The sequence below is a fragment of the Corynebacterium sp. MC3 genome (assembly GCF_900099485.1).
Taxonomy (GTDB): Bacteria; Actinomycetota; Actinomycetes; order Mycobacteriales; family Mycobacteriaceae; genus Corynebacterium; species Corynebacterium pseudogenitalium.
Genome location: NZ_LT622814.1, coordinates 398,208 through 420,533 on the forward strand (window position 1 = coordinate 398,208; position 22,326 = coordinate 420,533).

The window sequence follows — 22,326 nt, forward strand, 5'->3', positions numbered from 1 at the left end:
CGCTGCCTACGCTCGCTTTTTCTCTTTCTGCGACAAAAACTATTGAAAGGTACTTATCGTAAAATGATCGTTACTGAGATTCTCGGCAACGTGAATACAACCGAGGGTATTGATGCGTCGAACTGCGACTACGTCGTGTTCGACAACGAATCCCGCGTCAAGCGCATTCAGCGCCTGACCACCGAGCAAGGCACCGAGCTCGGCATCCGTCTCGACAACGACTTCCGCGAGTTCGTCGACGGTGACATTCTTGCCCGCGAGGGGGACAAACTGATCGTCGCGAAAATCGCGGCTTCCGATGTCCTGGTGATCGAACCTGCAACGATCCGCGAGGCGCTCGAGGTTGCGCACGCGCTCGGTAACCGCCACCTCCAGGCACAGTTCTTCGCCGCAGGCGAGAATGCATTCGACAAGGACGTTATGGTTGTGCGGTACGACCACACCGTCGAGCACCATATCCAGCACACCGGTGTGTCCTACCACCGCGGTGAATACGTGATGCCAAAGGCGTTCCGTCATGCAGAGCACACCCACTAATCGCAGCCAGCTCGTCGTCTGGCACCTCACCGACTCCGCCCTGCCAACTGGTGGCTTTGCGCACTCCGCGGGCATGGAAACGTACCTGCAGCGTGACGTCATCCGCGACGCCGACACGTTCGCGACGTGGCTGCGCGGCTACCTGTACCAGGCCACGTTTAATGACGCCCTGGCGGCCAGGTTCGCCATCGAGCTGCAGCAGTCTGGCCTGTCGGAGGCGGAGCGCGTCGAAAAGCTCGCTGAGCTCGATGCCCTGGTGCATGCGACGCAGACGCCGAAGGAGCTGCGCGCCGCGATGCAGTCGATGGGTCGGCGCATGTCGAAGGTTGCCAAGATTGTCGACGCCAACGATGCGCTCGTCACCGAGTACGACCGCGGGCTTGCGGCCCGTGAGTACAAGGGCAACCCCGGCATTGCGTTCGGGCTGGTGCTCGGCGCGGCTGGCGTGGAGGAGTACACCGCTGTCGAGGCGTACCTCATGCAGCTTGCGACTTCGATGGTGCAGAACGCGATCCGCGCGATCCCGCTCGGCCAGGACGCGGGCCAGCGTCTGCTGGTTGGCGTGTATGACTGGGTGTCGCGCTACGCCGCGGTGACCATGGAGCACACGATCCACGACTTGGGTGTGGCGGCGCCGGATATGGAAATTGCGCAGATGGAACACGAGTTCCTGCATTCGCGAATGTTTATGTCTTAAAACTTGGAAGGAAGATAGAAGTATGTCAGTAATCAAGATTGGCGTCGGTGGCCCTGTCGGCTCCGGTAAGACGCAGCTCATCGAGCGTATTACGCGCGCGCTTGAGGGAGAGATCTCCATGGCTGCGATTACCAACGATATTTACACCACCGAGGACGCACGCATCCTCGCCCGCGATGGCGTGCTGCCAGAGGACCGCATCATCGGCGTAGAGACCGGTGGCTGCCCGCACACCGCTATTCGTGAAGACACCTCGATGAACGAGGCAGCCTACGAGGAGCTGCTGAACCGCCACCCGGACCTGGAGCTGGTGTTCATGGAGTCCGGCGGCGATAACCTGTCCGCGACGTTCTCCCCGGAGCTCGTTGACTTCTCGATTTACATCATCGACGTTGCGCAGGGCGAGAAGATTCCGCGTAAGGCAGGCCAGGGCATGATCAAGTCCGACCTGTTCGTGATCAACAAGACGGACCTCGCTCCGTACGTCGGTGCTGACCTGCAGGTCATGGCGGATGACTCGAAGAAGTTCCGCGGTGACAAGCCGTTCGTGCTGACCAACCTCAAGACCGACGAAGGCCTTGACCAGGTCATCGAGTGGATCCGTCGAGATGTGCTCATGCAAGATCTCGACACCAAGGCGTAGCTTGATGTGGGGCGAGTCACGCGCGGTGTTCACCCACGAACCGCCGCATGAGGAAACTGGTGTACTAGAGCTCGGTATCGGCATTGGCGGTACCAAGTCCGTAGCGAAACGGCAGTACCACGAGGGTGCGTTCAAGATCATCCGCCCGCACTACCTGGATGACTCCGGGCAGGTCTACTACACCATCGCGAACCCCGGCGGGGGCTACGTCGGTGGCGACGTGTACCGGATGGACATCGAAGTAGAACCGGATGCCTCCGTGCTCCTGACGGACCAGTCCGCAGCGAAGGTGTACCGCACGCCGAACGACTACGTCGTGCAGAACGTGGAGTTCACCCTGCACGGGAACGCTGTGATGGAGTACATCCCGGACCAGCTGATCTTGTACCGTGATGCGGACTTCCGTCAGCAGATCACCGTCAATATGGACGCGGAATCGCAGCTGTTCATGTCGGATATCGTCACACCGGGCTGGTCCCCGGACGGCCGTATGTTCTTGTATGAGCAGGCGCACCTGCGCAACGTTGTGCGCGTCGACGGCAAGCTCGCCGTCGTGGACAACGTGCGCATTGAGCCGACGAAGGAACTCTTCAACGACGTGAAGGGGTCCTTCCTGGGCCAGCACACCCACTTCGCGACGGCCATCTGCATCGACCCGAACATGACTCCAGAGCTCCTGGAGAAGGTGAGGGACGCTGTGCGTAACTCCCTGGAAGGTAAGGGTACCGCGAGTGCCTCGGTCACAGAGACCGAAGTGCCAGGCTTCGTGCTGCGCGGGGTTGCTGACTGGACGGAGGACCTGATGCGTATCATCAAGGCGGCAGCGAACGTGGTTCGTGCCGAGACGCGCGGCCAGGGGCCGATCGACCTGCGCCAGTACTAGTTACTGGTTATCGGCAGAATCCGGGCCATGTCCATGATCGTGGGCATGGCCCGCACCTATCCAGTGCAACAGCTCGTGGATGTCATCGTTTGCGATGGCGTAGTAGATGCTGCGACCGTCGCGCTTCGAGGACACCGTGCCGTTGTTTTCCATCGCGCGCAGCGCGGCGGAAGCAGTCGCGATGCGCAGCCCTGTGCCCTCGGCAAGCTCGGTCACGGTCAGTTTATGCTGGCCGGCGTGGTGGATCGCAGCGAGCAGCGTCAACCGGGTCTGGTCCCCGAGGATCTTGAAAATCCCGGTCCAATGGGGGAAATCTACTGACTGAGCCACTACTGAAACCTTTCTGGAATCGTTTTCACTACACCGGATGGGAAATGTGGAGTACCGGGATGTCCTGGTTATCTCGGTCTAGGTTACCGCTCACTCCGAAAACATTCTCAAGGACTGCTGGAGTAAGAACGTCGTCTGGCGCGCCGTTGCCCTTGAGCTGCTTGTCGTGCAGCAGCAAGAGGCGGTCGCAGTAGCGCGCGGCGAGCGCCAGGTCGTGGATCGCCAGCACGATGACCGTGTTGTGCTCACGGGACAGGTGGCGAAGCATGTTCATCAGCTTGTACTGGTGATGCAAGTCGAGGTGGTTCGTGGGCTCGTCCAAGAGCATCACCTTCGAACGCTGCGCCATCGCGCGTGCCACCATAGCTCGCTGGATCTGGCCGCCGGACAGTTCCGACATTTTGTGGTCCACGATGCCCTCGAGGTCCGCGTGCCGCAGCGCGTGGAGGATGATTTCCTCGTCCTCCGGTTGGGCCTGCGCGAACGGTCCGCGGCCAGCGCTGCGTCCGAGTTGGATCACCTCGCGCACGGTGAGCGGGATCTTGTCGCCGGAGTGCTGCGCCACGTAGGACAGCACGTGGACGCGCTCGGTGCGAGGGTAGTCGCGCAGCGGCTTGCCGTCGAACAGCACATCGCCTGTGAATGGGTGCACCCCGGCGATGGATTTGAGCAACGTCGACTTGCCGCAGCCGTTCGGGCCCACGAGCCCGATGACGGACGGGGCGTCGAGTTCGAACGAGATGCCGCTCAGGATGGTCGTACCGGGGAAGCCCGTTTCAAGGTTCTTGACTTCTAACATCAGTGCTTCCTCCGCAGGATCAAGAAGAACGCAGGGACGCCGATGAGCGCGGTGATCACGCCGACAGGCAGTTCCTGCGGGGCGAACAGCGCGCGAGCGATGGCGTCGGCAACCACAAGCGTGATCGCGCCGACCACCGCGGAAATCGGGATCAAGCTCGCGTGCCGCGGGCCGGACATCATGCGCACAGCGTGCGGAACAATCAAGCCCACAAACCCGATCGCGCCGACGGACGCGACCGTAGCCGCCGTCATCAGCGACACCGCCACCAACACCGCGTAGCGCAACGCCACAACCGGAATGCCCATCGTGGACGCCGTCGCATCACCGAGGGAGAGCGCATCTAGGTAGCGCGACATCATCCACAACGCCACCGTGCCGAGCGTGCCGACGATGAACACCGCGATCACGGTGTACCAACGCGCGGCGCTGAGCACGCCGAGCAGCCAGAACATGATGCCGCGGGTCGACTCAGCGTTCCCGGACGCGGTAACGATCAGCGAGGTCAACGACTGGAACAGGAACCCAATCAGCACACCGGTCAGCACCACACGTGCGGCGTCGGCCGCACTGTTGCGCAGCAGCAGCATCAACATGCCGAAGGACACGAGCGCACCCACCGCTGCACCGGCGATGATGCCGTACTGCCAGGTTGAGAACAGGATAGCCACGACAGCGCCCGTCGACGCGCCCGAGGAAATACCCAGCAGGTACGGCTCGGCGAGGTCGTTGTGGGTGATGGCCTGCATCGCCACACCGCACACCGCGAGGATCGCCCCGACCATCGCAGCCATCAGGATGCGAGGGATGCGAAGCTCGGTCAGGATGGACATGCGCAGCGGGGAAGGGGCGGGCAACGCCGGATCAAAAATCCCCCGCAGCTCAGTAAAGCTCAGGGAGCTTGAGCCAATCGGAATAGAACAAACCATCGCGAGTACCAGCAGTACTAACGCGATGGCTGAAACAGTGACGGTCTTCTTCACAGTTACTTGGCTGCTCCGTCGAAGAGGCCGTCGTCAATTGCCTTCGAGATGTTCTGCACTACCTCGTAGGAACGAGCGGAAGCCGAGGTGGCGACGCCAGGAACCACAATGTACATGTTGTTCTTGACTGCCTTCATCTCCTTGGTGCCCGGGGTGGACTCGAGGTCTGCGACCTTCTCCTCCCACTTATCGCCCGGCTCGCCGCGGCCAGGCAGGTCCGCGAGGATGATCACGTCCGGATCGGCCTCGGCGACGGCCTCCCACGACACCTGCGGCCACTCCTCATCCAGGTTGGCGAAGACGTTCTTCATGCCGGTGCGCTCTCCCATGTTGGTGACGATCGACGGGCCGCCAGCGACGTACGGGGAACCGCCAACAGACGAGTAGAGCAGCATGAACGTGGTGCCCTCAGGCGCCTGCTTTGCGTTCTCCAGCTCGGAGGTCTGCTTCTCAATGAGCTTCTTCGCCTCCTCTTCGCGGCCGAAGAGCTTGCCCAGGTCCTCGAGGTCCTTCGCGATCAGCTGGAAGGAGTCCTTGCCCTTGTTGTCGCCGTAGGACGGGCACTCGCTGTTCGGGTTGAAGGTGGCGACGCCCAGCTTTGCCCACTCCTCGCGGGTACCTGCGGCGTCGGCGCGCCAGTTCTCGTCGAACGGGGAGAAGATGAAGTCCGTGTCCGCGTCACGCAGCTGCTCCGAGTTCGGCACCGACGGGCTGACTTCCTTCAGTCCGTCGAGGGAGAAGCCAGCTGGTGGCAGGTCCTTCTGGTGGCCGTAGCCTGCAATCTGATCCTTGGCGCCGAGCAACAGCAGGGTGTCCGTTGCGCCCTGCTCGAGCGTGGTCGCACGCTGGACCGGTCCCTGAACGGTGACCTCGGTGCCACAGTTATCGATGGTGATGGCGGAGTCGGACTGTGCCTGTGGGGTTTGCTCATCCGTGGAGCTGCAGCCGGTCAGAGCCAGCCCTGCGACGAGAACAGAACCAAGAGCTGCAGAGATTGCGCGCATGGAGCTTCCTTTCAAATAATCAATGATCTGACAGAATGAGACTAGCGCGAAACCTTAGGAAAAGCTAGAAAAATATTTATGAGCGACGAAGACGCATCACACGATGCGGAACTCCAGTGTCAAGGAACTCCTCGCCCTCGGCGACAAGGCCGAACTGCTCGTAGTAGGGGACCAGGCCAGACTGTGCCTCGACGATCAGGTCGCCCGGCCAGCGCTCGGTGAGCTGGATGCCCGTTCGCGCGATCTGCGCGCCCAGGCCTGTGCCGCGAGCGGCCGGGGCGACGACGAAACGGCCAAACTGGGAACCCGTTGCGGTGGGAAAGACGCGGGCGCAGCCCTCCAACACCGCACCGTTCCACGCGAGCAGGTGCAGCGTGTCAGGGTGCGCGTCCTGCTCGTCGAGTTCCCGATAAGGGCAGTGCTGCTCGGCGACGAAGACGTCGACGCGGAGCTTGAATAGTTCGAACGCCTCGAGCGAGGTGAGCTCCGAAAGCGGTGCTACTTGGATTCGGTGCGTGCTCATTGCGGGAGGGCCTTTCCACTCGCAGGATCTGAGTATGGTTCGATGCGGCGCGTCGGGCCGTATGAGAGGCGGCGGTGCAGCGACTCGAACGGGCCCTGCTTGCCCATGCGCTCAAGCAGGGCGGCGAGCGCCACCGACAGCAGCCACACCGCGGTCCCGAGCAATATTGGGCGGAGCTCCCCGAGACCCGGCAGCCACGAGTAGCCGATCAGTACCGCGGTCGGAAGCAACACGAACGTCTGCAGAAGGTAGCCGGACATGGAGCGCTTCCCCAGGGCGATCATCGGCATCGTCCAGCGCGGTGGCTGCTGGTTCCAGTGCTGCGTTGCCAGCGCGAACGCAGCCAGGATGCCCGGTCCGGTGAGCATCCCGAAGCTCTGGTTCAAAATTGACCAAAATGCCGCTGTCGACGCAGGCAGGATGCCCAGCTGTGCAAGCCCAAGTGGGATGCCGATCGCAACAACGACAGCGACGGCCACCGCTACCCAAATCCACAGCGTCCGCGCGTGCTCATTCACGTCAGTGAGCACGCCGTCACGCGCCCACACAAAACCAATCAGGGAAAGCGCGCCCAGCTGGATCACAACGAGGGGCTGCGAGAAAAACATGTAGATCGCGAACTCTTGGTTCCCGGCAAAGTACGTGGCAAAGGAGCTAGCATCCGGTGCCGGCGTTGCAAGGTCCAGGGGTGTTCCATAGAAAAACACCGCAACCAGCGAGTACACAATGCACGACAGTCCCAGAATGATGCCAGCAATGACGTAGAGCACCCCCGAGCGCACGCGCAGGAACATCGCCATCAGCACACCAATAAGCCCGTAGGTCAACATGATGTCGCCGCTAAACAGCAGCCACATGTGTGCCAGGCCAAAGAGCGCGAGCATCCCGTAGCGCTTCGCCAGCACGCGCCGGGCAGCACCGGCCGGGTACCCTTTGCGTGCCAGACTCGCCGCGACCAGACCGAAGCCGAAGCCGAGGAGCGTTGAGAACATCGGCAGGCCACGGACGTGCACGAACATCGCCGCGAAGACCGTCGCGGCTTGGTCAGCCACCGTGCCTGGGTGCTCGCCTGTCACGGTTGTGCTTAAAGGAGTGAGCCAGTACGAAATCGCGTTGGCTACGGCGATGCCGAGCAGCGCCAAACCCCGCGCGATATCCGGGACGACGAGCCGTGTACGGTGCTGTTGCTCTACGGTACGCATGCAACGAAAGCGTACGGCAGGCCTACCCTCGCATCAACCACGGAGACGTAGAGACCAAGATGGCCTGGATACTGCGGTCAAGCACCGGCTGCAGGTCAGGGGCGAAGTACGGCGAGTGGTTCGAAGGGGCGCCGTCGATATCTTTGACACTGCCCAAGAACCAGTAGAAGTACGGGGCGCCGAACGCGTTGCCAATCGTGGGGAAGTCCTCGGAGCCGGAAAGCCTGCCGAAGTCGCCGACCTCGTCGAAGTTCTTCCGGAACGCGGTCATGACAGTGTCGGCCGTCGCCTCGTCGTTGTGGAACTCCGGTGCGCCGCCGATGCGCTCGAACGCGGGCGGCTTTGGCGTGCCAGCGGCCTCGCACTCTGCACGAACGATCCGCTTGATGGAGGCGTTGAGCTTCTCCGAAAGCCCGGAGGTAAACGCGCGCGTGGAAACGGAAATCTCGGCCGTCGCGGCGATCGTGTTCGCGGAGTTGCCTGCGTGGACCGCGCCAACCGTGACTACGGCCATGTCCTGCGGGTCCACTTCGCGTGCAACGATCGTTTGCAGCCGAGTGATAATGCTGGCCGCGATCACCACCGGGTCGATGCCGTTGTGCGGTTGCGAGCCGTGGGCACCCTGCCCGAAAATGGTGACCTTCGTCTGTTCGGCCGCAGCGAACACCGGCCCTGGTAGTGCGCCGAGGCCGTAGTTCGGCAGCATCGGTCCTACGTGCTGGCCAAGCACTACCTCGGGGGTAGGTACCTTCGTGGCTAGCCCCGCGTCGGCCATGTCCTGGGCGCCGGCGCCAGTCTCCTCGCCAGGCTGGAAGATGGCAAGGAAGGTGCCGCTCCACGCGTCGGTATTTTCCTGCAGCAGGCGAACCGCACCCAACAGTGCGGTCGTGTGCATGTCGTGGCCGCAGGCGTGCATGATGCCCAGCTCCGGCGAAGCCGAGTACTCAAGCCCCGTTTCTTCCTTGATTGGGAGGGCGTCAAAGTCGGCGCGGAAACCGACAGTTGGGCCGTCGCCGTTTCGCACGACGCCCACGAGCCCCGTTTTGCCGACGGGCACCACCTCGACGCCGAGCGCCTCCAGCTCCTCCTGAATGCGAGCGGAGGTAGCAAACTCCTGCATGGATAGTTCGGGGTTCTGGTGGAACCACTTGTACAAATTCTCTAGCTCACCGCGGTGAGCTTCCAGGCTTTGTAGGAACGGCGTGAACTTTTCTTCTAGGCGCATGGCTTGAGCATAGTTCCGCACCCACACCTTTTGTGCTGGCTGCCGTGCCGATGGGGCAAATTAGGGCAAAAGGTGGCATTGTGTACTCAAGAAACGTCTGTGGTTGGAGTGGAAGGGTGCCTATGTTGCTTCGCCGAGTGTGTGCGCTCGTTGCTGGGGTTGGAATCGCGGTCGCAGGGGTGGGGTTCGCGCCACCGGCAACAGCGCAGGTGCGCTCGGAGTACGAGGGCAACGTCGACCCAAACTATGTCTGGCGTAGCGACGCCGCTTCGAAGCTACTCGCCGGAAAACCTTGGACCGACTACGTGCTGCACCGCGTGCCCGGTTCCTTCCACGACGCCCCGCGGATTCCGGAGGCCTCGAACCAGGCGCTCACTCGGGGAAATTCCCTCTACGGGCCCAGCACCCCGATTTACGTGAAGCGCACCAATGGCACCGAATCAATGTGCACCGTCGCCGTGGCGGGCCACGACGATAAAGGGCACAAGTACGCGCTGACCGCCGGGCACTGCGGTGAAGTTGGCGACGCCGTCACCTCCGCCGACTCCTGGCAAGTCGGGCCTTCCGGCACCATCGTGGAGGTCAACCGGGACCTCGACTACGCACTGATCGAGCTGGGATCGAACGCAGAGGTGACACGCTCCTACAACGGCGTCCACATCAACCACCTCGGCAGCAAGCCGATCAAGCCCGGCAACGTGGTGTGCAAGCAGGGCGTGGCCTCCGGCCGAACGTGCGGCGTGACGCTGCACGACTGGGAGTCCATGAACATCTCCCACACCTGCGCCATGCAGGGCGATTCGGGCGCACCCGTAGTGGTGGGCGACCGCCTCGTCGGAATTCTGAACGGCGGGGTCCTCCCATCACCGTTCGATGTCTCGTGCCACAGCCCGCTGCAGGGCGTGATTCACGCGCCGACGGGCGCCGTCCGGATGGACGCGGTGCTGTCCACGCTGGACAACGGCTTCCGCCTGCCTTAAGGCTTCAAGCGCTTGAAGTTTCTTAGGCGCCGATCACCTCGCGGGCGGCGTCGTGCAGCAGCCCGTTCGTGGCGATCGCGTCGCCACCGTGCGGCCCAGGCTCACCGGCGAGTGAGCTGAACGTGCCACCAGCCTCGGTGACCAGGACGGACAGGGCAGCAAGGTCCCACACGGACACCTCTGGCTCCGCTGCGATGTCGACGGCGCCCTCCGCGACCAGGCAGTAACCGAAGAAATCCCCGTAGCCACGCAGGCGCCAGGTGCGCTCAGTGAGCGCAATGAAGTTATCCTGCAGGCCGCGGGCCTTCCAGCCCTCAAGCGAAGACATCGCCAGGGAGGCGTCCGCAAGCTCGCCCACGTGGGAGACCTCGAGGCGCTTCAGGCTGCCCTTGTTAAACGTCCGCCACGCGCCGGAGCCTTGGGCCGCGTACCAGCGGCGCGCAAGCGCTGGGGCAGAGACGACGCCTAGGACTGGTTGGCCGTCGACAAGCAGTGAAATCAACGTCGCCCACACGGGTACACCGCGAACGAAGTTCTTCGTGCCGTCGATCGGGTCGATGACCCACTGGCGGCCCTCGAAGGCGGTCTCGCCGCCGAACTCCTCACCGACGATGGAGTCGCCCGGGCGGGCCTCGGCGAGGCGCTCACGCAACACCTCCTCGACAGCGACATCGGCGTCGGAAACCGGGGTCATATCCGGCTTTGATTTCACCTTCAGGTCGGAAGCCTCGAAGCGGTCGAGCGTAATCGCGTCGGCAGCATCCGCAAGCTCTAGTGCAAGTGCGAGGTCATCGTCATAAAGATTCGTCATGCTCAGTAAGCCTAGCTTCAATGTCCGACACAATTTGTGGATTTCCGGCAACACACCAGGTCACCCCGCCAGCAGGCACCTTCTTTGCCACGCCCCCAACGGCCTCAATGAGCGCCTTGCCCGGCAGCCAATCCCAGTCGGCGACGGAGTGCTGCAGCCAGCCGCCCAGCTGGCCACTAGCGATATTAGACAGGTCCACGGAACCGGCGCCCCACATGCGGATCGTCGCCGCGTCGCGCACCGCGCGCAACCACGCGTTCCGGATGACGTCATCGCGCATGAACGTCGGGTGCAGGTACGTCACCAGGCCCTGCGAGGCCAGCGACGCCGCCTCGAGGTCGGGCAATGGGTCGCCGTTGCGCGTCGCGACGCCATCGTGGGCAAGCCACGTCGTATTCATCGCCGGGCGGTGCACCGCGCCAATCAGGATGCGCGCCGGGTCCGAGGGGTCGCCCTCTACCAGCGCGAGCGCCGAGCAGAAGTAGTCCGATCCCTGCGTGAAGTTAAACGTGCCATCAACCGGGTCAATCACCCACGTCCGTGAGGAATCGCCATGTTTGGAAGCACCCTCTTCGCCGAGGACGCCGTCGTGTGGGCGCAGCTCGGCGAGCGTTTCTGCGACGAATCGTTCCGCGGCACGGTCCGCTTCCGTCACCACGTCAGAAATTGAGGTCTTGTAATCCGTCGAAAGGCCTTCCTCCCGCATCCGCAGCGCAAGCGAGCCAGCATGCTCAACTAGCGCGGCGGCCAGTGTTGCGTCATCAGAGTCGCGATGTTGCTCAATGAAAAAAGAAGTCATGTACCCATTATGGGGCTGTGCGCGCGATTTGTGGAGCGTCGTCTAGACTTCGACGGTATGCAACCGGAGACGCTCGCTCGAATCAAACGTATTGACGCCACGTTGACCACCATCGAAAAAGTCATGGACCTCGACGAAATGGCCCTGCGCATCAAAGAACTCGAGCAGCAAGCCGGCGACCCGAGCCTCTGGGACGACCCCGCCCACGCGCAGCAGGTCACCTCGGAGCTCTCCGGCGTCCAGGCTCGCCTGAAGAAAGTCACGAGCTTGCGCTCGCGTATCGACGACCTCCCCGTCATGTACGAACTCGCCGAAGAGGAGGGCGATCCTTCGCTCGCCGACGATGAGCTCGACGCCGTCGAAGCGGACGTCGATTCCCTGGAAGTGCAGACGATGTTGTCCGGCGAGTACGACGAACGCGAAGCCGTGGTCAACATCCGTTCCGGCGCCGGTGGTGTTGATGCTGCCGACTGGGCCGAGATGCTCATGCGCATGTACATCCGCTGGGCGGAAAAGCACGGTCACAAGGTGGACGTGTACGACATTTCTTACGCGGAAGAGGCTGGGATTAAGTCGGCGACCTTCGTGGTGCACGGCGAATACATGTACGGCCAGCTCTCCGTCGAGCAGGGCGCGCACCGGCTGGTGCGTATCTCGCCGTTCGACAACCAGGCGCGGCGCCAGACCTCGTTCGCTGAGGTGGAGGTGTTGCCGGTGGTCGAGCACACCGACCACATCGACATCCCGGATTCCGATATCCGTGTGGACGTCTACCGCTCCTCCGGCCCCGGCGGGCAGTCGGTGAACACCACGGACTCGGCGGTGCGCATCACGCACATCCCGACCGGCATCGTAGTGACCTGCCAGAACGAGAAATCCCAGATCCAGAACAAGGCGTCCGCGCTCAACGTGCTGCAGTCCAAGCTCCTAGAGAAGAAACGCATGGAGGAAAAGGCCGAGATGGACGCGCTTGGCGCCGGCGGCAACGCCAGCTGGGGCAACCAGATGCGCTCTTATGTGCTGCACCCGTACCAGATGGTGAAGGACCTCCGTACGAACTACGAGGTAGGCGACCCACAAAAGGTGCTCGACGGCGACATTGACGGCTTCCTGGAGTCCGGTATCCGCTGGCGCATGGAGCAACTTCAGTCACAGGAGTAACAGAAGAAGTAGTAGTGTGTAGCGGGTGATCACTTTTTCCAACGTGACGAAGGTCTACCCGACGTCCACACGACCAGCACTCGACGATGTCTCATTCGAAATTGCTGACGGCGACTTCGTCTTTCTCATCGGCCCGTCCGGTTCCGGAAAGTCGACGCTGTTGCAGCTGATGATCCGTGAGGAAAACCTGACCTCGGGGGACATCCACTTCGGCGACTTCCACGTCAACGCCCTCAAAGGCAGCAAGGTGAACCTGCTGCGCCAGTCCATCGGCTACGTCTTCCAGGACTTCAGGCTGCTTCCCAAGTTGAACGTCTACGACAACGTGGCGTTCGCGCTCGAGGTGATCGGGAAGAAGAAGCAGCGCATCGCAAAACTGGTGCCGGAGGCCCTTGAGCTGGTCGGACTGGATGCGAAAGCGAACCGTATGCCACACGAACTGTCAGGCGGCGAGCAGCAGCGCGTCGCAATCGCGCGAGCGTTCGTCGATAAGCCCCCACTCGTCCTTGCCGACGAGCCCACGGGCAACCTCGACCCCGCTACCGCCGACGAAATCATGGCGTTGCTCGCGCGCATCAACCGCCTTGGCACCACCGTTGTGATGTCCACCCACAACGCGCGCGCCGTCAACGAGATGCGCCAGCGCGTCATGGAACTACACCTGGGCAAACTTGTTCGCGACGACGCCAACGGCGTCTACGGAACCGTGAGGGGATAAGCATGAACTGGAACTTCATTTTCCGCGAAGGCCTCCGCGGCCTCGGGCGCAACTTCACGATGACCATCGCGCTCATCATCACCACCGCGCTTTCGCTCGTGCTCGTCGGCGCAGGCATCCTTATCTCGCAGGCGACGAGCGCGACGAAGGACCTCTACCTCGACCGTGTCGAAGTCATGGTGGAGCTCGACGAGACCATCTCCGCCGAGGACAGCGACTGCTCCTCCGAGGCCTGCCGCGAGGTGCGCGACACCCTGCAAGCCGACGACCGCGTCGAACAGGTGACCTTCCGTTCCCGCGAGCAGTCCTACGAACGCTTCGTGGAGCTCTTCCAGGACTCCGAGCCGGACCTCGTGCGCGAAACCTCCCCGGACGCGCTGCCCGCCGCGCTGCACGTGCGCCTCAAGGACCCCTCCGACATCGCACCTATCGACGCCATCCGCGACATGCCGCAGGTTGCCATGGTCAGCGACCAGGCCGACACCGTACGCGAGGCCGCCGGCACCATGGACACCTTCCGCAACGTGACCTTCGTCGTCGCCGCCGCGCAGGCACTGGCCTCGCTGTTCCTGATCGTGAACATGGTCCAGCTCGCCGCGTACAACCGCCGCGAGCAGATCGCCATTATGCGCATGGTGGGTGCATCCCGCTGGTTCACCCAGGCCCCATTCGTGCTGGAAGCGGTGCTCTCCGTGCTGATCGGTGCAGTACTTGCCACCGTGTTGGCGTGGGTGGGGAAGCGCTCGCTCGTCGACCCGATCCTCGGTGACCTCTACGCCTCCCAACTCGTCGCCCGCGTTCCGGACTCCGCCGTCATGACAGTGATGCCGCTTGTCGGACTCGGGGCCGTCGTCATCGGCGCCCTCGCAGCTCAGGTGGCACTGCGCAGCTACGTGCGGAAGTAGTAGGGTGGAACGCCTATGGGCAAGAAGAAGAAACAGAAGCTGAGCAACACCGGGGTACTTGCGACCAACCGCAAAGCGCGGCACGACTACAACATCCTGGACACCTGGGAGGCCGGCATCGTGCTTGTCGGTACCGAGATTAAGTCGCTGCGCGAAGGCAAGGTGTCGCTGGTCGAAGCATTCGCCACCATCGATAACGGCGAGGTCTGGCTGCGCAACATGCACATCCCCGAATACTCGAAAGGGCACTGGACGAACCACCCTCCACGCCGGACCCGCAAGCTACTAATGCACCGCCGCGAAATCGACTCCCTACAGGGCAAACTTCGCGACGGTAACCGCACCCTCATCCCGCTCTCGCTCTACCTCAAGGACGGCCGCGCGAAAGTGGAGCTCGGCCTGGGGCAGGGTAAGCAGGACTACGACAAGCGACAAGCCATCAAACGCCGCGCCGAAGATCGCGAAATTGCTCGTGACCTTGGCAGGAAGTTCAAAGGCATCAAGGCCTAAGGAGATTTCAGGTTGAAGCAAGCACTCGTCACAGGCGCCTCCCGCGGTATCGGTCGTGCGATCGCGGAGGAACTCGGCCGCGACCACCACGTCTACGTCGGCGCCTCCCGCTACGCCTCCGAGGTCGTCAGCGCACTGCCCAACGCCGAGCCCTTCGAGGTTGACCTCACCGACAGTGCTGCGATGGCGGAGGCGGCGTCGAACATTCAAGAGCTCGACGTGCTCGTGCTCGCCGCAGGCGTCATGATGCCCGCCCGCCTCACCGACCTTACCGAGGCCGACCTGCGTCGCACCATGGAAGTCAACGTGATCGCACCAATGCTGCTGACGAAAGCGCTCTTGCCCGCGTTGCGACGCAGCAACGGCCTCATCTTGACCATCAACTCCGGCGCCGGCTTCTTTGGTATCGACGGCAGCTCCGCCTACTGCGCCTCCAAATTCGGCCTGCGCGGCTTCACCGATTCCCTCCGCTTGGAGGAAGCCGGAGCCGTGCGCGTGACCTCCCTGCACCCGGGGCGCACCGACACCGACATGCTCCACGGCGACACCAACGGGCCGAAGATGGCGCCACAATCCGTGGCGAAGGCCGCACGCCTCGCCGTCGACGCCGGCCCGGATGCCGTGGTCGAATTCCTGCGCATCACCCCAACCGCCTAAGTCGGGGCCCTTGCGCGGGAGCATACTCGTCGGCTAGGGTGGTGCTTCTACGGTTCCCGTAGTACGAGGGGTCGATTCTGGTTTCGACTTCATCGACTAAGCCAGGGGAAGCGTGCCGGTGCAGGCTAGAGACCACCGTAAGCGTCGTAGCAACCAATAAACGCAGAGAAGAACTCTCAGCGTGACTACGCCCTCGCTGCCTAATTAGAAAGGTTCAGCGACCTGCGTGTCCGTCAGGCCGGGGATGCCCACGACCCGGTACCTGGCGTCGACTTAGGGGGCTTGCCTTCCGGCCCTGTCAGTGGGGCCTCGGAAGGGACATTTTTCACTGACTGGGCCCGTCATCCGGACATGTTTGCCTGATCCGGAGGGCCGAGCAGAGGCAGTGCGCGAACTGCGCACGGAGAAGCCCTGGCGCGGTGGTGAAGGACCCGGGTTCAATTCCCGGCGGCTCCACTGACCCTCTACTTGTTTAAGCAGGTAGAGGGTCATTTTCTTCATATCTTGCCGAGGCTATTCCATCGGCTTCAGGTTGCATACCTGGTGCTCGGTAGACCGAGCTTGTTACGCTTCAGTGTGACTGTCCCTAAGGAATGGATCGGGTTCTAGTGTGAGTCTTCCAAAGGTCCTGTGGATTTGTGTTGGTATTGCGACGGTGATCTTGGCCACCAGAAGCGGGATCCCGTGGGAGCTGACTGTTGTCCTCTGCTTCGTTACCGCCGTAGTGACGGTAAGGCTCGTTGCTTCAGGTTCTGAACCGTCATTCGCACGGGTGGCCATCGGCGCACTTACGATGTGCGCGGTTGCTGGCATTTTCTTACCGCTGGTTCTTCCGCTCGCATATGTCGGATACGTTGCATGGACTTGGTTTTCGATTGTGGGCGATTGTGAAGGAGAGTAACTACAAGTTGAGGGTCTGGGTATGACCCAAATTTCGGCCAACCGTTAGAGAAAGCAGATGACGCGTACAGTGGCGCCCATGACTGAAACGACGACTGCACGCAAGAACGTTCTGTACATCGGTGGCCACGGCAAGGTGGGGCTGTTGGCAGCGCCAAAGCTCGTCGCCGCTGGCCATACTGTCCATTCCCTCATACGCAACCCCGACCAGGCTGCCGATATTGAAGCACTCGGTGCTACCCCTGTCCTGCGGGACCTGACCGAGATCTCCGTTGAGGACTGGGCTGAGCTCCTTGCCCAGTATGACGTTGTGGTGTGGGGTGCCGGTAACGGTGGACGCACTGGTGCGGAGGTGACGTGGGCAGTCGACCGCGACGCCGCCCTCGCTTCCATTGCTGGGCTAGAGAAACTGGCTGTGGAGGGGCAGCAAGCACCGGCTTACGTGATGATCTCCTACGTCGGTGCCACGGAGAACACGACCGACCCTTCGGATGAGTCGTGGTATGCGTATGTCGAGTCGAAGAAGGCCGTCGATAAGAAGCTGAACTCGACGGACCTCAACTACCTGATCCTCGGCCCAGCGGCGCTCACCGAAGAGCCTGCTGAGGGCATTACCGTGCTGGGCAATAATGCAGAGCGCGCCAGCAGCATGACGACTTCCCGGGAGCTTGTCGCGGATGTTGTTACCGAGGTCGTCGGTCGTGAGCATTTCCCGGCGTCGCCGCTGGAGTTCATTGACGGCGAAGGCAGCGTCAAAGACATCTAGAGGCCGGAGCCCCAAGTGAAAGGTAAAGCGTGATGAGCGAGCCAGTTGAACACGGGTGAAGATTTGCTCGAATACGTGGTGAGTATTGGCCCTAGAATATGAAGCTGGTTTCGGAAGATGAAGCGGATATTGAACTTGCCGATATGGTTGGTGCTCCGTGGGACTCGTTCACCGAAGGGTAAAGCACATAGCTAGTTGTAGCCGTCACTGTGAGTGGCGGCTTTTGGCTTGGAGGGGATCTCACGTTTATTGACGATCGGTAGAATCTCTTCCGTTCCCCTCAGTGACGTTACGCCTTGTCTGTGTACAGGTGGCGGGAGAATGCTGAAAGAGCTGCGGCAGCGCCTATGGCAATCGTCCAGGCCCAGCCGGTCGCCAGATATGCAAGGGCAGTACCGAGGATGTAGATGGCTGAGTTGTTGAGTGGTGAGTTCATCGGGAAGCATCCTTTCGCACGAGCGCGACTGTGTCCCAGGTGAGGGCGACAACCGCGACCGCAAGCAGGATCCATACGATGGGACTGCTAGGGGCAACGATGTAGGCGAGAAAGAATGCGAAGACTGCGATTGTGGACATTTGGAGTCCTCCTATTGTACTGACGCGGTGAGATCCAGTGCTCCGAGTATTCTGTCACAGCTAAGGTGTGCTTGCACCAGATGGGGCTGCGGCCAATGGCTGATTCGATGCGATCTAAGCTGCGTAGATGCAAGACGCGGGGGTAAGAAGAGGGGGACGTCGATAATTACTTTCTTCTCTAAGCCTTGCCTAACTCTCATGGGTGATTTAGGCTGAGTGAGGTAACCCTACCCTTGGATATGAGTAGCAAGGATACTTTTCAACATGATTCGTTTTTCACGTAAGACCATCGTGGCTGTTGCAGCCGCCGCAGCGATGACGCTGACCGCCTGCTCTGAAGCAGAGTCGAACAACGCGTCCACTTCGGAGACCCAGGCTAGCGCCTCCGCTACGACGACTGCCGCGGAAAACGGCACCGTGACCGTGACCGACAACTATGGCGAAAAGACTGTGCCGACTCCGCCGAAGCGCGTCGTTGCGCTCGACAACCGCACCTTCGAGCTCCTGGACTCCTGGGGTGTGAAGCCGGTTGCGGCGCCAAAGAAGTTGGTTTCGAAAGATGTTCCGGGCCTGCGAGACAATGACGATATTGCGGACATCGGCAATCACAAGGAGCCGAATCTGGAGATCATCGTTGCAGCTGACCCGGACGTAATCATCTCGGGCCAGCGTTTTGAAAAGTACGACGACGAGATTCAGAAACTTGTTCCAAACGCAGTACTCGTCGACTTCGAACCACGTGACGATGAACCCTTCGACCGTGAATTGATCCGTCAGACCCTCGAGCTCGGCGAAATCTTCGGTAAGCAGGCCGAAGCGGAGAAAACCGTCGAAGACTTCACCAAGGCAGTACAGCGTGCTCGCGACGCATACGACCCAGCGCAGACCGTGATGGCTGTCAACGTTTCTGGTGGGGAAATCGGATATGTTGCGCCGGGCATCGGCCGCACCTTTGGCCCCCTCTTTGACCTCATCGGTTTCACTCCGGCGCTGAAGGTAGAAAACGCCTCGAGCGACCACAAGGGTGACGATATTTCTGTTGAGGCTATCGCCGACTCCAACCCAGATTGGATCTTCGCCCTTGACCGCGACGCGGCCATTAAGAAGGAAGGGGAGTCCCCGGCTGCTCTGAGCGTGCTGAGCGACTCTGCCGCACTGCAGAATGTCACCGCAGTCAAGGAGAACCACATCTATGTGGCTCCGCAGGACACCTACATCAACGAGTCCATCCTGACCTACACCGAAATCCTGAACGGCATTGCTGACCAGCTGGAGGCCGCCAAGTAATGGCGCAACCGGGTACGCGCACCCACCCCAAACTTCTTAACTGGAAGCTTGGGGTGGGTCTCGTCATTGTGATCGTGCTGCTGGCCCTGTCCTTATTGGTTGGCCAGTACGACGTTTTTCGATCAAGCGACGGCTGGGACATGTTCAAAACCACCCGCGTTCCGCGCACTATCGCGCTGGTGCTTGCTGGCGCCGCGATGGCGATGAGCGGTCTGATCATGCAGATGCTCACGCAGAACCGCTTCGTCGAGCCCACCACGACGGGTACCACCGAGTGGGCTGGCCTGGGCTTGCTGGCGTCGTACGTATTTTTGCCCGACGGCACGATCCTGCAGCGCATGATCATTTCCGTCACCTTCGCATTCATCGGGACGATGGTCTTCTTTGCGTTCCTTCGGAGGGTGACGCTGCGCTCGAGCCTGATCGTCCCGATCGTCGGCATCATGCTCGGCGCCGTTGTCAGCGCATTCTCCACGTTTTGGGCGCTTCAAACTGACCTGCTTCAGTCGCTCGGGATTTGGTTCGCTGGCTCGTTTACCTCAGTGATTTCCGGGCAGTACGAGGTACTCTGGATCGTCGTCGCGGTCGTGATTGCCGTGTTCTTCTACGCCGACCGCCTTACGGCCGCCGGCCTGGGGGAGGACGTCGCCACGAACATTGGCCTTAACTACGGCCGCATCATCTTGGTCGGAACGAGCCTCGTTGCGGTCGCAGCGGGCGTCGTGACGGTGGTCGTCGGCAATCTTCCTTTTCTTGGGCTCATTGTTCCCAACATTGTTTCCATGATGCGTGGCGACGACCTCCGCTCCAACCTTCCGTGGGTCTGCCTCCTTGGCGTCGGCATCGTCACCGTGTGCGACTTACTGGCCCGCACGATCATCGCCCCGTTCGAGATCCCGGTGTCCGTCATCTTGGGCATCATCGGTGCGGTGGTTTTCGTCTTCTTGATCGTGAGGCAGAGTCGCCGTGCCTAAACAGCTTATCGACGCCCGCTTCGTCGGAGCCTTCCAATCCACCAAGAGCAAAACCCGCTACTGGATAATTCTTGCGTGCCTTATCATCGCCGCCGTAGGGTTTACTGCCGGTCTGTTGGCGTACGGCAACCCCATGGACTTCGGCACCACCGGATACTGGCTGATTGCGAAGCGCCGTTTGAACTCGGTTATCGCGATGGCGATTGTGGCGCTGTGCCAGGCGGTGGCGACCGTTTCGTTCCAAACGGTGACGAACAACCGCATCATTACGCCGTCCATCATGGGTTTTGAAGCCCTCTACGTGTCGATTCACACCTCGACCGTGTTCTTCCTCGGTGCCGCTGGCCTGAACAATGGATATACGCTCCAGATGTTCGTGCTGCAGCTAGTGCTCATGGTTGGCCTGAGCCTTGTGCTGTACGCGTGGCTGTTGTCCGGAAAGCACGCAAATATGCACGCGATGCTGCTGGTCGGCATCGTGATCGGTGGCGGACTCGGCAGCGTGTCGACGTTCATGCAGCGCCTCCTCACACCAAGCGAGTTCGACGTCCTCACCGCGCGGTTGTTTGGCTCCGTCAACAACGCGGATCCTGAGTACTATCCGGTCGCTATCCCACTCGCGGTCGGCGCCACAGCACTACTGGTCTTCAATTCACGCCACCTCAACGTCCTCGCACTCGGCAGAGATGTCACCGTGAACCTCGGCGTTAGCCACCGATTCCACTCGATCTTCACATTGGTGCTGGTCTCCATCTTGATGGCGGTCTCGACCGCGCTCGTCGGGCCGATGACGTTCCTGGGGTTCCTCGTAGCGACGCTCGCGTACCAATTCTGCGATACCTACGACCACCGTTACATCTTCCCAATGGCAGTACTGCTGGGATTCTGCGTACTCAGTGGCGCCTACTTCATCATGAACCACGTGTTTTATGCGCAGGGCGTCGTGTCAATCATCATTGAGCTCGTCGGTGGCATCACCTTTTTGGCAGTCATCTTGAAGAAGGGACGCTTATGATCACGCTGAAAGAAGTCCGCAAAGACTACGGCGACGACGTCAAAATCGGACCCGTCAATATCGAGATTCCCGCTGGTGGCATCACCGCGCTCGTTGGACCGAACGGTGCGGGCAAGTCGACGCTCCTCACGATGATTGGGCGTCTCTTAGCTATCGACTCCGGCACCGTCGAAATCGGCCGTATGGACGTCACCAGCGCTAAATCAAAAGATCTCGCAAAGATCATCTCGATCTTGCGTCAGGAGAACCACTTTGTGACGCGCCTGACGGTGCGCCAGCTCGTCGGCTTCGGGCGCTTCCCGTACAGCCATGGACGTCTCACTCCCGAGGACGAGCAGATCATCTCGAAGTACATCGACTTCCTTGGTCTCCACGAACTCGAAAACCGTTACCTGGATCAGCTCTCAGGAGGGCAGCGTCAGCGCGCTTACGTTGCGATGGTGCTCTGCCAGGAAACTGACTATGTTCTTCTCGACGAACCACTAAACAATCTCGACATTGCACACTCGGTGGAAATGATGAAGCACCTGTACTCCGCCGCGAGGGACTTCGGGCGGACCATCATCATCGTGCTGCACGACATCAACTTCGCAGCGAAGTACGCCGACTACATCTGCGCCACCAAGGATGGTCAGATCGCCGCGTTTGGGACTCCGCGCGAAATCATGAACGACGAGTTGCTCACGCAAATCTTCAACACGCCCGTGCATGTAATTGAGGGCCCGGATGGGCCACTCGCTACATATCACTAAAATGCTCGTTACGCAGGCGATTTGTGTTGTTTGTTGGTTCGTGGTTAAGTTATCCCTCGTTGCCGACGAGCGGCCTGGTCGCTTGGAGGGAATGATCAAAGTGAATAAAGTTGCTGCTTGTGGGCGGTTTTGAGTCTGGCTGGTTTGGTTGGATTTGACTTTGTGTTTACGGGTGTGTAACTTTGTTTCAGCTGCTTGACGCTGGCTCTGGTTGTGGGGTTGGTTGTTGGGTGTGCGGTTGTTGTTTGAGAACTCGATAGTGTGCCAATGTACTTTTTATATTTTTGATTGCATTGACTTTTGGTTGCGTGCTGTGTGCCATGTTTTGGTGTGTGCCGGCGGTGATGCTTGAACCTATGATTGGGTGTCACTGGTGTGGTGCAGATGCACGGTCGCGTTGACTGTATTGGTTGATGTGGTTGTGACTGGTCCTGTTTTGCCCCGTCGGGTTGGGACTGGTTGTTTGTACTTTACAGTTTTTGTAATTTTAGGATTTTGCCAGACACTGGCGATGACTGTTTTGGTTGTTGTTGGTGGTTGGTTTGTTTTTGGTTAGGTTTTCGGGCTTTTCACGGCCTTGTTTCTTTCTGAAATAGTTTTTGTGGAGAGTTTGATCCTGGCTCAGGATGAACGCTGGCGGCGTGCTTAACACATGCAAGTCGAACGGAAAGGCTCCTGCTTGCAGGGGT

26 protein-coding genes, 1 rRNA gene and 1 other RNA gene are annotated in these 22,326 nt (G+C 60.8%); 17 read left to right on the forward strand and 11 right to left on the reverse strand.

Annotated elements, in window-relative coordinates; all coding sequences use genetic code 11:
* The first annotated feature begins 63 nt into the window (after window positions 1–63).
* Genes BQ4436_RS06670 through BQ4436_RS06685 form a run of 4 tightly spaced genes read left to right on the forward strand, consistent with a single transcriptional unit; the run spans window position 64 to window position 2,760 of the window.
* The gene (locus tag BQ4436_RS06670) at window positions 64–537 is read left to right on the forward strand and encodes an urease accessory protein UreE (protein WP_070362892.1); all 474 of its coding nucleotides are present in this window, start codon (window positions 64–66) and stop codon (window positions 535–537) included.
* Window positions 518–1,234, forward strand: a complete 717-nt coding sequence (locus tag BQ4436_RS06675; protein WP_070975987.1) for an urease accessory protein UreF — start codon at window positions 518–520, stop codon at window positions 1,232–1,234. Before BQ4436_RS06670 ends, BQ4436_RS06675 begins: the two co-directional genes overlap by 20 nt.
* A gap of 22 nt (window positions 1,235–1,256) precedes the next feature.
* Window positions 1,257–1,877, forward strand: coding sequence for an urease accessory protein UreG (gene ureG, locus BQ4436_RS06680; RefSeq protein WP_070362890.1), 621 nt, complete (start codon window positions 1,257–1,259; stop codon window positions 1,875–1,877).
* A 4-nt stretch (window positions 1,878–1,881) separates the two neighbouring features.
* The gene (locus BQ4436_RS06685; RefSeq protein WP_070975988.1) at window positions 1,882–2,760 is read left to right on the forward strand and encodes an urease accessory protein UreD; all 879 of its coding nucleotides are present in this window, start codon (window positions 1,882–1,884) and stop codon (window positions 2,758–2,760) included.
* On the opposite strand, the gene BQ4436_RS06690 is transcribed toward BQ4436_RS06685, so the two are convergent.
* The 7 genes from BQ4436_RS06690 to BQ4436_RS06720 form a co-directional block, all read right to left on the reverse strand.
* On the reverse strand, window positions 2,761–3,090 hold the full coding sequence (locus BQ4436_RS06690; protein WP_070975990.1) for an ArsR/SmtB family transcription factor: 330 nt from the start codon (window positions 3,088–3,090) through the stop codon (window positions 2,761–2,763).
* Window positions 3,091–3,118: 28 nt separating this feature from the next.
* A complete protein-coding gene (locus BQ4436_RS06695) occupies window positions 3,119–3,889 on the reverse strand; it encodes an ABC transporter ATP-binding protein (protein ID WP_070975992.1) in 771 nt (256 codons plus the stop codon).
* Window positions 3,889–4,872: a FecCD family ABC transporter permease gene (locus BQ4436_RS06700; protein ID WP_070975994.1), complete on the reverse strand. Its 984-nt coding sequence runs from the start codon at window positions 4,870–4,872 to the stop codon at window positions 3,889–3,891. Before BQ4436_RS06700 ends, BQ4436_RS06695 begins: the two co-directional genes overlap by 1 nt.
* A 2-nt stretch (window positions 4,873–4,874) precedes the next feature.
* Complete coding sequence (locus BQ4436_RS06705; RefSeq protein WP_070975995.1) at window positions 4,875–5,876, reverse strand: ABC transporter substrate-binding protein; 1,002 nt, start codon at window positions 5,874–5,876, stop codon at window positions 4,875–4,877.
* Window positions 5,877–5,952: 76 nt separating this feature from the next.
* Window positions 5,953–6,399, reverse strand: coding sequence for a GNAT family N-acetyltransferase (locus BQ4436_RS06710; protein WP_070362884.1), 447 nt, complete (start codon window positions 6,397–6,399; stop codon window positions 5,953–5,955).
* Window positions 6,396–7,601 (reverse strand): DUF418 domain-containing protein, encoded by a 1,206-nt coding sequence (locus BQ4436_RS06715; protein ID WP_070975997.1) that lies wholly within the window; start codon window positions 7,599–7,601, stop codon window positions 6,396–6,398. The genes BQ4436_RS06710 and BQ4436_RS06715 overlap by 4 nt, the downstream gene beginning before the upstream one ends.
* Before the next feature lie 22 nt (window positions 7,602–7,623).
* Entirely contained in the window at window positions 7,624–8,826 is a 1,203-nt protein-coding gene (locus BQ4436_RS06720; protein WP_070975998.1) for an amidohydrolase, read from the reverse strand.
* Window positions 8,827–8,948: 122 nt separating this feature from the next.
* On the opposite strand from BQ4436_RS06720, the gene BQ4436_RS06725 reads away from it, so the two are divergent.
* Window positions 8,949–9,806 (forward strand): S1 family peptidase, encoded by an 858-nt coding sequence (locus BQ4436_RS06725; RefSeq protein ID WP_255366146.1) that lies wholly within the window; start codon window positions 8,949–8,951, stop codon window positions 9,804–9,806.
* A 22-nt stretch (window positions 9,807–9,828) separates the two neighbouring features.
* Here the strand turns inward: BQ4436_RS06725 and hisN are convergent, their stop codons facing one another.
* Window positions 9,829–10,617: a histidinol-phosphatase gene (hisN, locus tag BQ4436_RS06730; protein WP_070976000.1), complete on the reverse strand. Its 789-nt coding sequence runs from the start codon at window positions 10,615–10,617 to the stop codon at window positions 9,829–9,831.
* Window positions 10,601–11,416: an inositol monophosphatase family protein gene (locus BQ4436_RS06735; protein ID WP_070976002.1), complete on the reverse strand. Its 816-nt coding sequence runs from the start codon at window positions 11,414–11,416 to the stop codon at window positions 10,601–10,603. Before BQ4436_RS06735 ends, hisN begins: the two co-directional genes overlap by 17 nt.
* 57 nt (window positions 11,417–11,473) lie before the next feature.
* Between BQ4436_RS06735 and prfB the strand changes: the two genes are divergently transcribed.
* From prfB to BQ4436_RS06770, 7 genes are all read left to right on the forward strand, one after another.
* Window positions 11,474–12,577 carry a peptide chain release factor 2 gene (gene prfB / locus BQ4436_RS06740; RefSeq protein WP_070976072.1) on the forward strand — a complete coding sequence of 368 codons (1,104 nt, stop codon included), beginning with the start codon at window positions 11,474–11,476 and terminating at the stop codon, window positions 12,575–12,577.
* Window positions 12,578–12,602: 25 nt separating this feature from the next.
* Window positions 12,603–13,295: a cell division ATP-binding protein FtsE gene (gene ftsE / locus BQ4436_RS06745; RefSeq protein ID WP_070976004.1), complete on the forward strand. Its 693-nt coding sequence runs from the start codon at window positions 12,603–12,605 to the stop codon at window positions 13,293–13,295.
* Window positions 13,296–13,297: 2 nt separating this feature from the next.
* Window positions 13,298–14,200, forward strand: coding sequence for a permease-like cell division protein FtsX (gene ftsX, locus BQ4436_RS06750; RefSeq protein ID WP_070976006.1), 903 nt, complete (start codon window positions 13,298–13,300; stop codon window positions 14,198–14,200).
* A gap of 15 nt (window positions 14,201–14,215) precedes the next feature.
* Window positions 14,216–14,710: an SsrA-binding protein SmpB gene (smpB, locus tag BQ4436_RS06755; protein ID WP_070976007.1), complete on the forward strand. Its 495-nt coding sequence runs from the start codon at window positions 14,216–14,218 to the stop codon at window positions 14,708–14,710.
* Window positions 14,711–14,722: 12 nt separating this feature from the next.
* Window positions 14,723–15,367 (forward strand): SDR family oxidoreductase, encoded by a 645-nt coding sequence (locus BQ4436_RS06760; protein WP_070976009.1) that lies wholly within the window; start codon window positions 14,723–14,725, stop codon window positions 15,365–15,367.
* Window positions 15,368–15,434: 67 nt separating this feature from the next.
* Window positions 15,435–15,826, forward strand: a transfer-messenger RNA (tmRNA) gene (gene ssrA / locus BQ4436_RS06765).
* Between the two features lie 520 nt (window positions 15,827–16,346).
* Window positions 16,347–17,033 (forward strand): NAD(P)H-binding protein, encoded by a 687-nt coding sequence (locus BQ4436_RS06770; protein ID WP_070976011.1) that lies wholly within the window; start codon window positions 16,347–16,349, stop codon window positions 17,031–17,033.
* A gap of 289 nt (window positions 17,034–17,322) precedes the next feature.
* Here the strand turns inward: BQ4436_RS06770 and BQ4436_RS12250 are convergent, their stop codons facing one another.
* Together BQ4436_RS12250 and BQ4436_RS12255 are read right to left on the reverse strand one after the other, a co-directional pair.
* On the reverse strand, window positions 17,323–17,469 hold the full coding sequence (locus BQ4436_RS12250; protein WP_168156196.1) for a hypothetical protein: 147 nt from the start codon (window positions 17,467–17,469) through the stop codon (window positions 17,323–17,325).
* On the reverse strand, window positions 17,466–17,609 hold the full coding sequence (locus BQ4436_RS12255) for a hypothetical protein (RefSeq protein WP_176754824.1): 144 nt from the start codon (window positions 17,607–17,609) through the stop codon (window positions 17,466–17,468). Before BQ4436_RS12255 ends, BQ4436_RS12250 begins: the two co-directional genes overlap by 4 nt.
* A gap of 264 nt (window positions 17,610–17,873) precedes the next feature.
* Between BQ4436_RS12255 and BQ4436_RS06775 the strand changes: the two genes are divergently transcribed.
* From BQ4436_RS06775 to BQ4436_RS06795, 5 genes are all read left to right on the forward strand, one after another.
* The gene (locus tag BQ4436_RS06775) at window positions 17,874–18,896 is read left to right on the forward strand and encodes a siderophore ABC transporter substrate-binding protein (protein ID WP_070362874.1); all 1,023 of its coding nucleotides are present in this window, start codon (window positions 17,874–17,876) and stop codon (window positions 18,894–18,896) included.
* A complete protein-coding gene (locus BQ4436_RS06780) occupies window positions 18,896–19,870 on the forward strand; it encodes an ABC transporter permease (protein WP_070476993.1) in 975 nt (324 codons plus the stop codon). The genes BQ4436_RS06775 and BQ4436_RS06780 overlap by 1 nt, the downstream gene beginning before the upstream one ends.
* Window positions 19,863–20,885, forward strand: coding sequence for an iron chelate uptake ABC transporter family permease subunit (locus tag BQ4436_RS06785; RefSeq protein WP_070976013.1), 1,023 nt, complete (start codon window positions 19,863–19,865; stop codon window positions 20,883–20,885). The genes BQ4436_RS06780 and BQ4436_RS06785 overlap by 8 nt, the downstream gene beginning before the upstream one ends.
* Window positions 20,882–21,637 carry an iron ABC transporter ATP-binding protein gene (locus tag BQ4436_RS06790; RefSeq protein ID WP_070362871.1) on the forward strand — a complete coding sequence of 252 codons (756 nt, stop codon included), beginning with the start codon at window positions 20,882–20,884 and terminating at the stop codon, window positions 21,635–21,637. Before BQ4436_RS06785 ends, BQ4436_RS06790 begins: the two co-directional genes overlap by 4 nt.
* A gap of 598 nt (window positions 21,638–22,235) precedes the next feature.
* A 16S ribosomal RNA gene (locus BQ4436_RS06795) occupies window positions 22,236–22,326 on the forward strand; the annotation flags it as partial.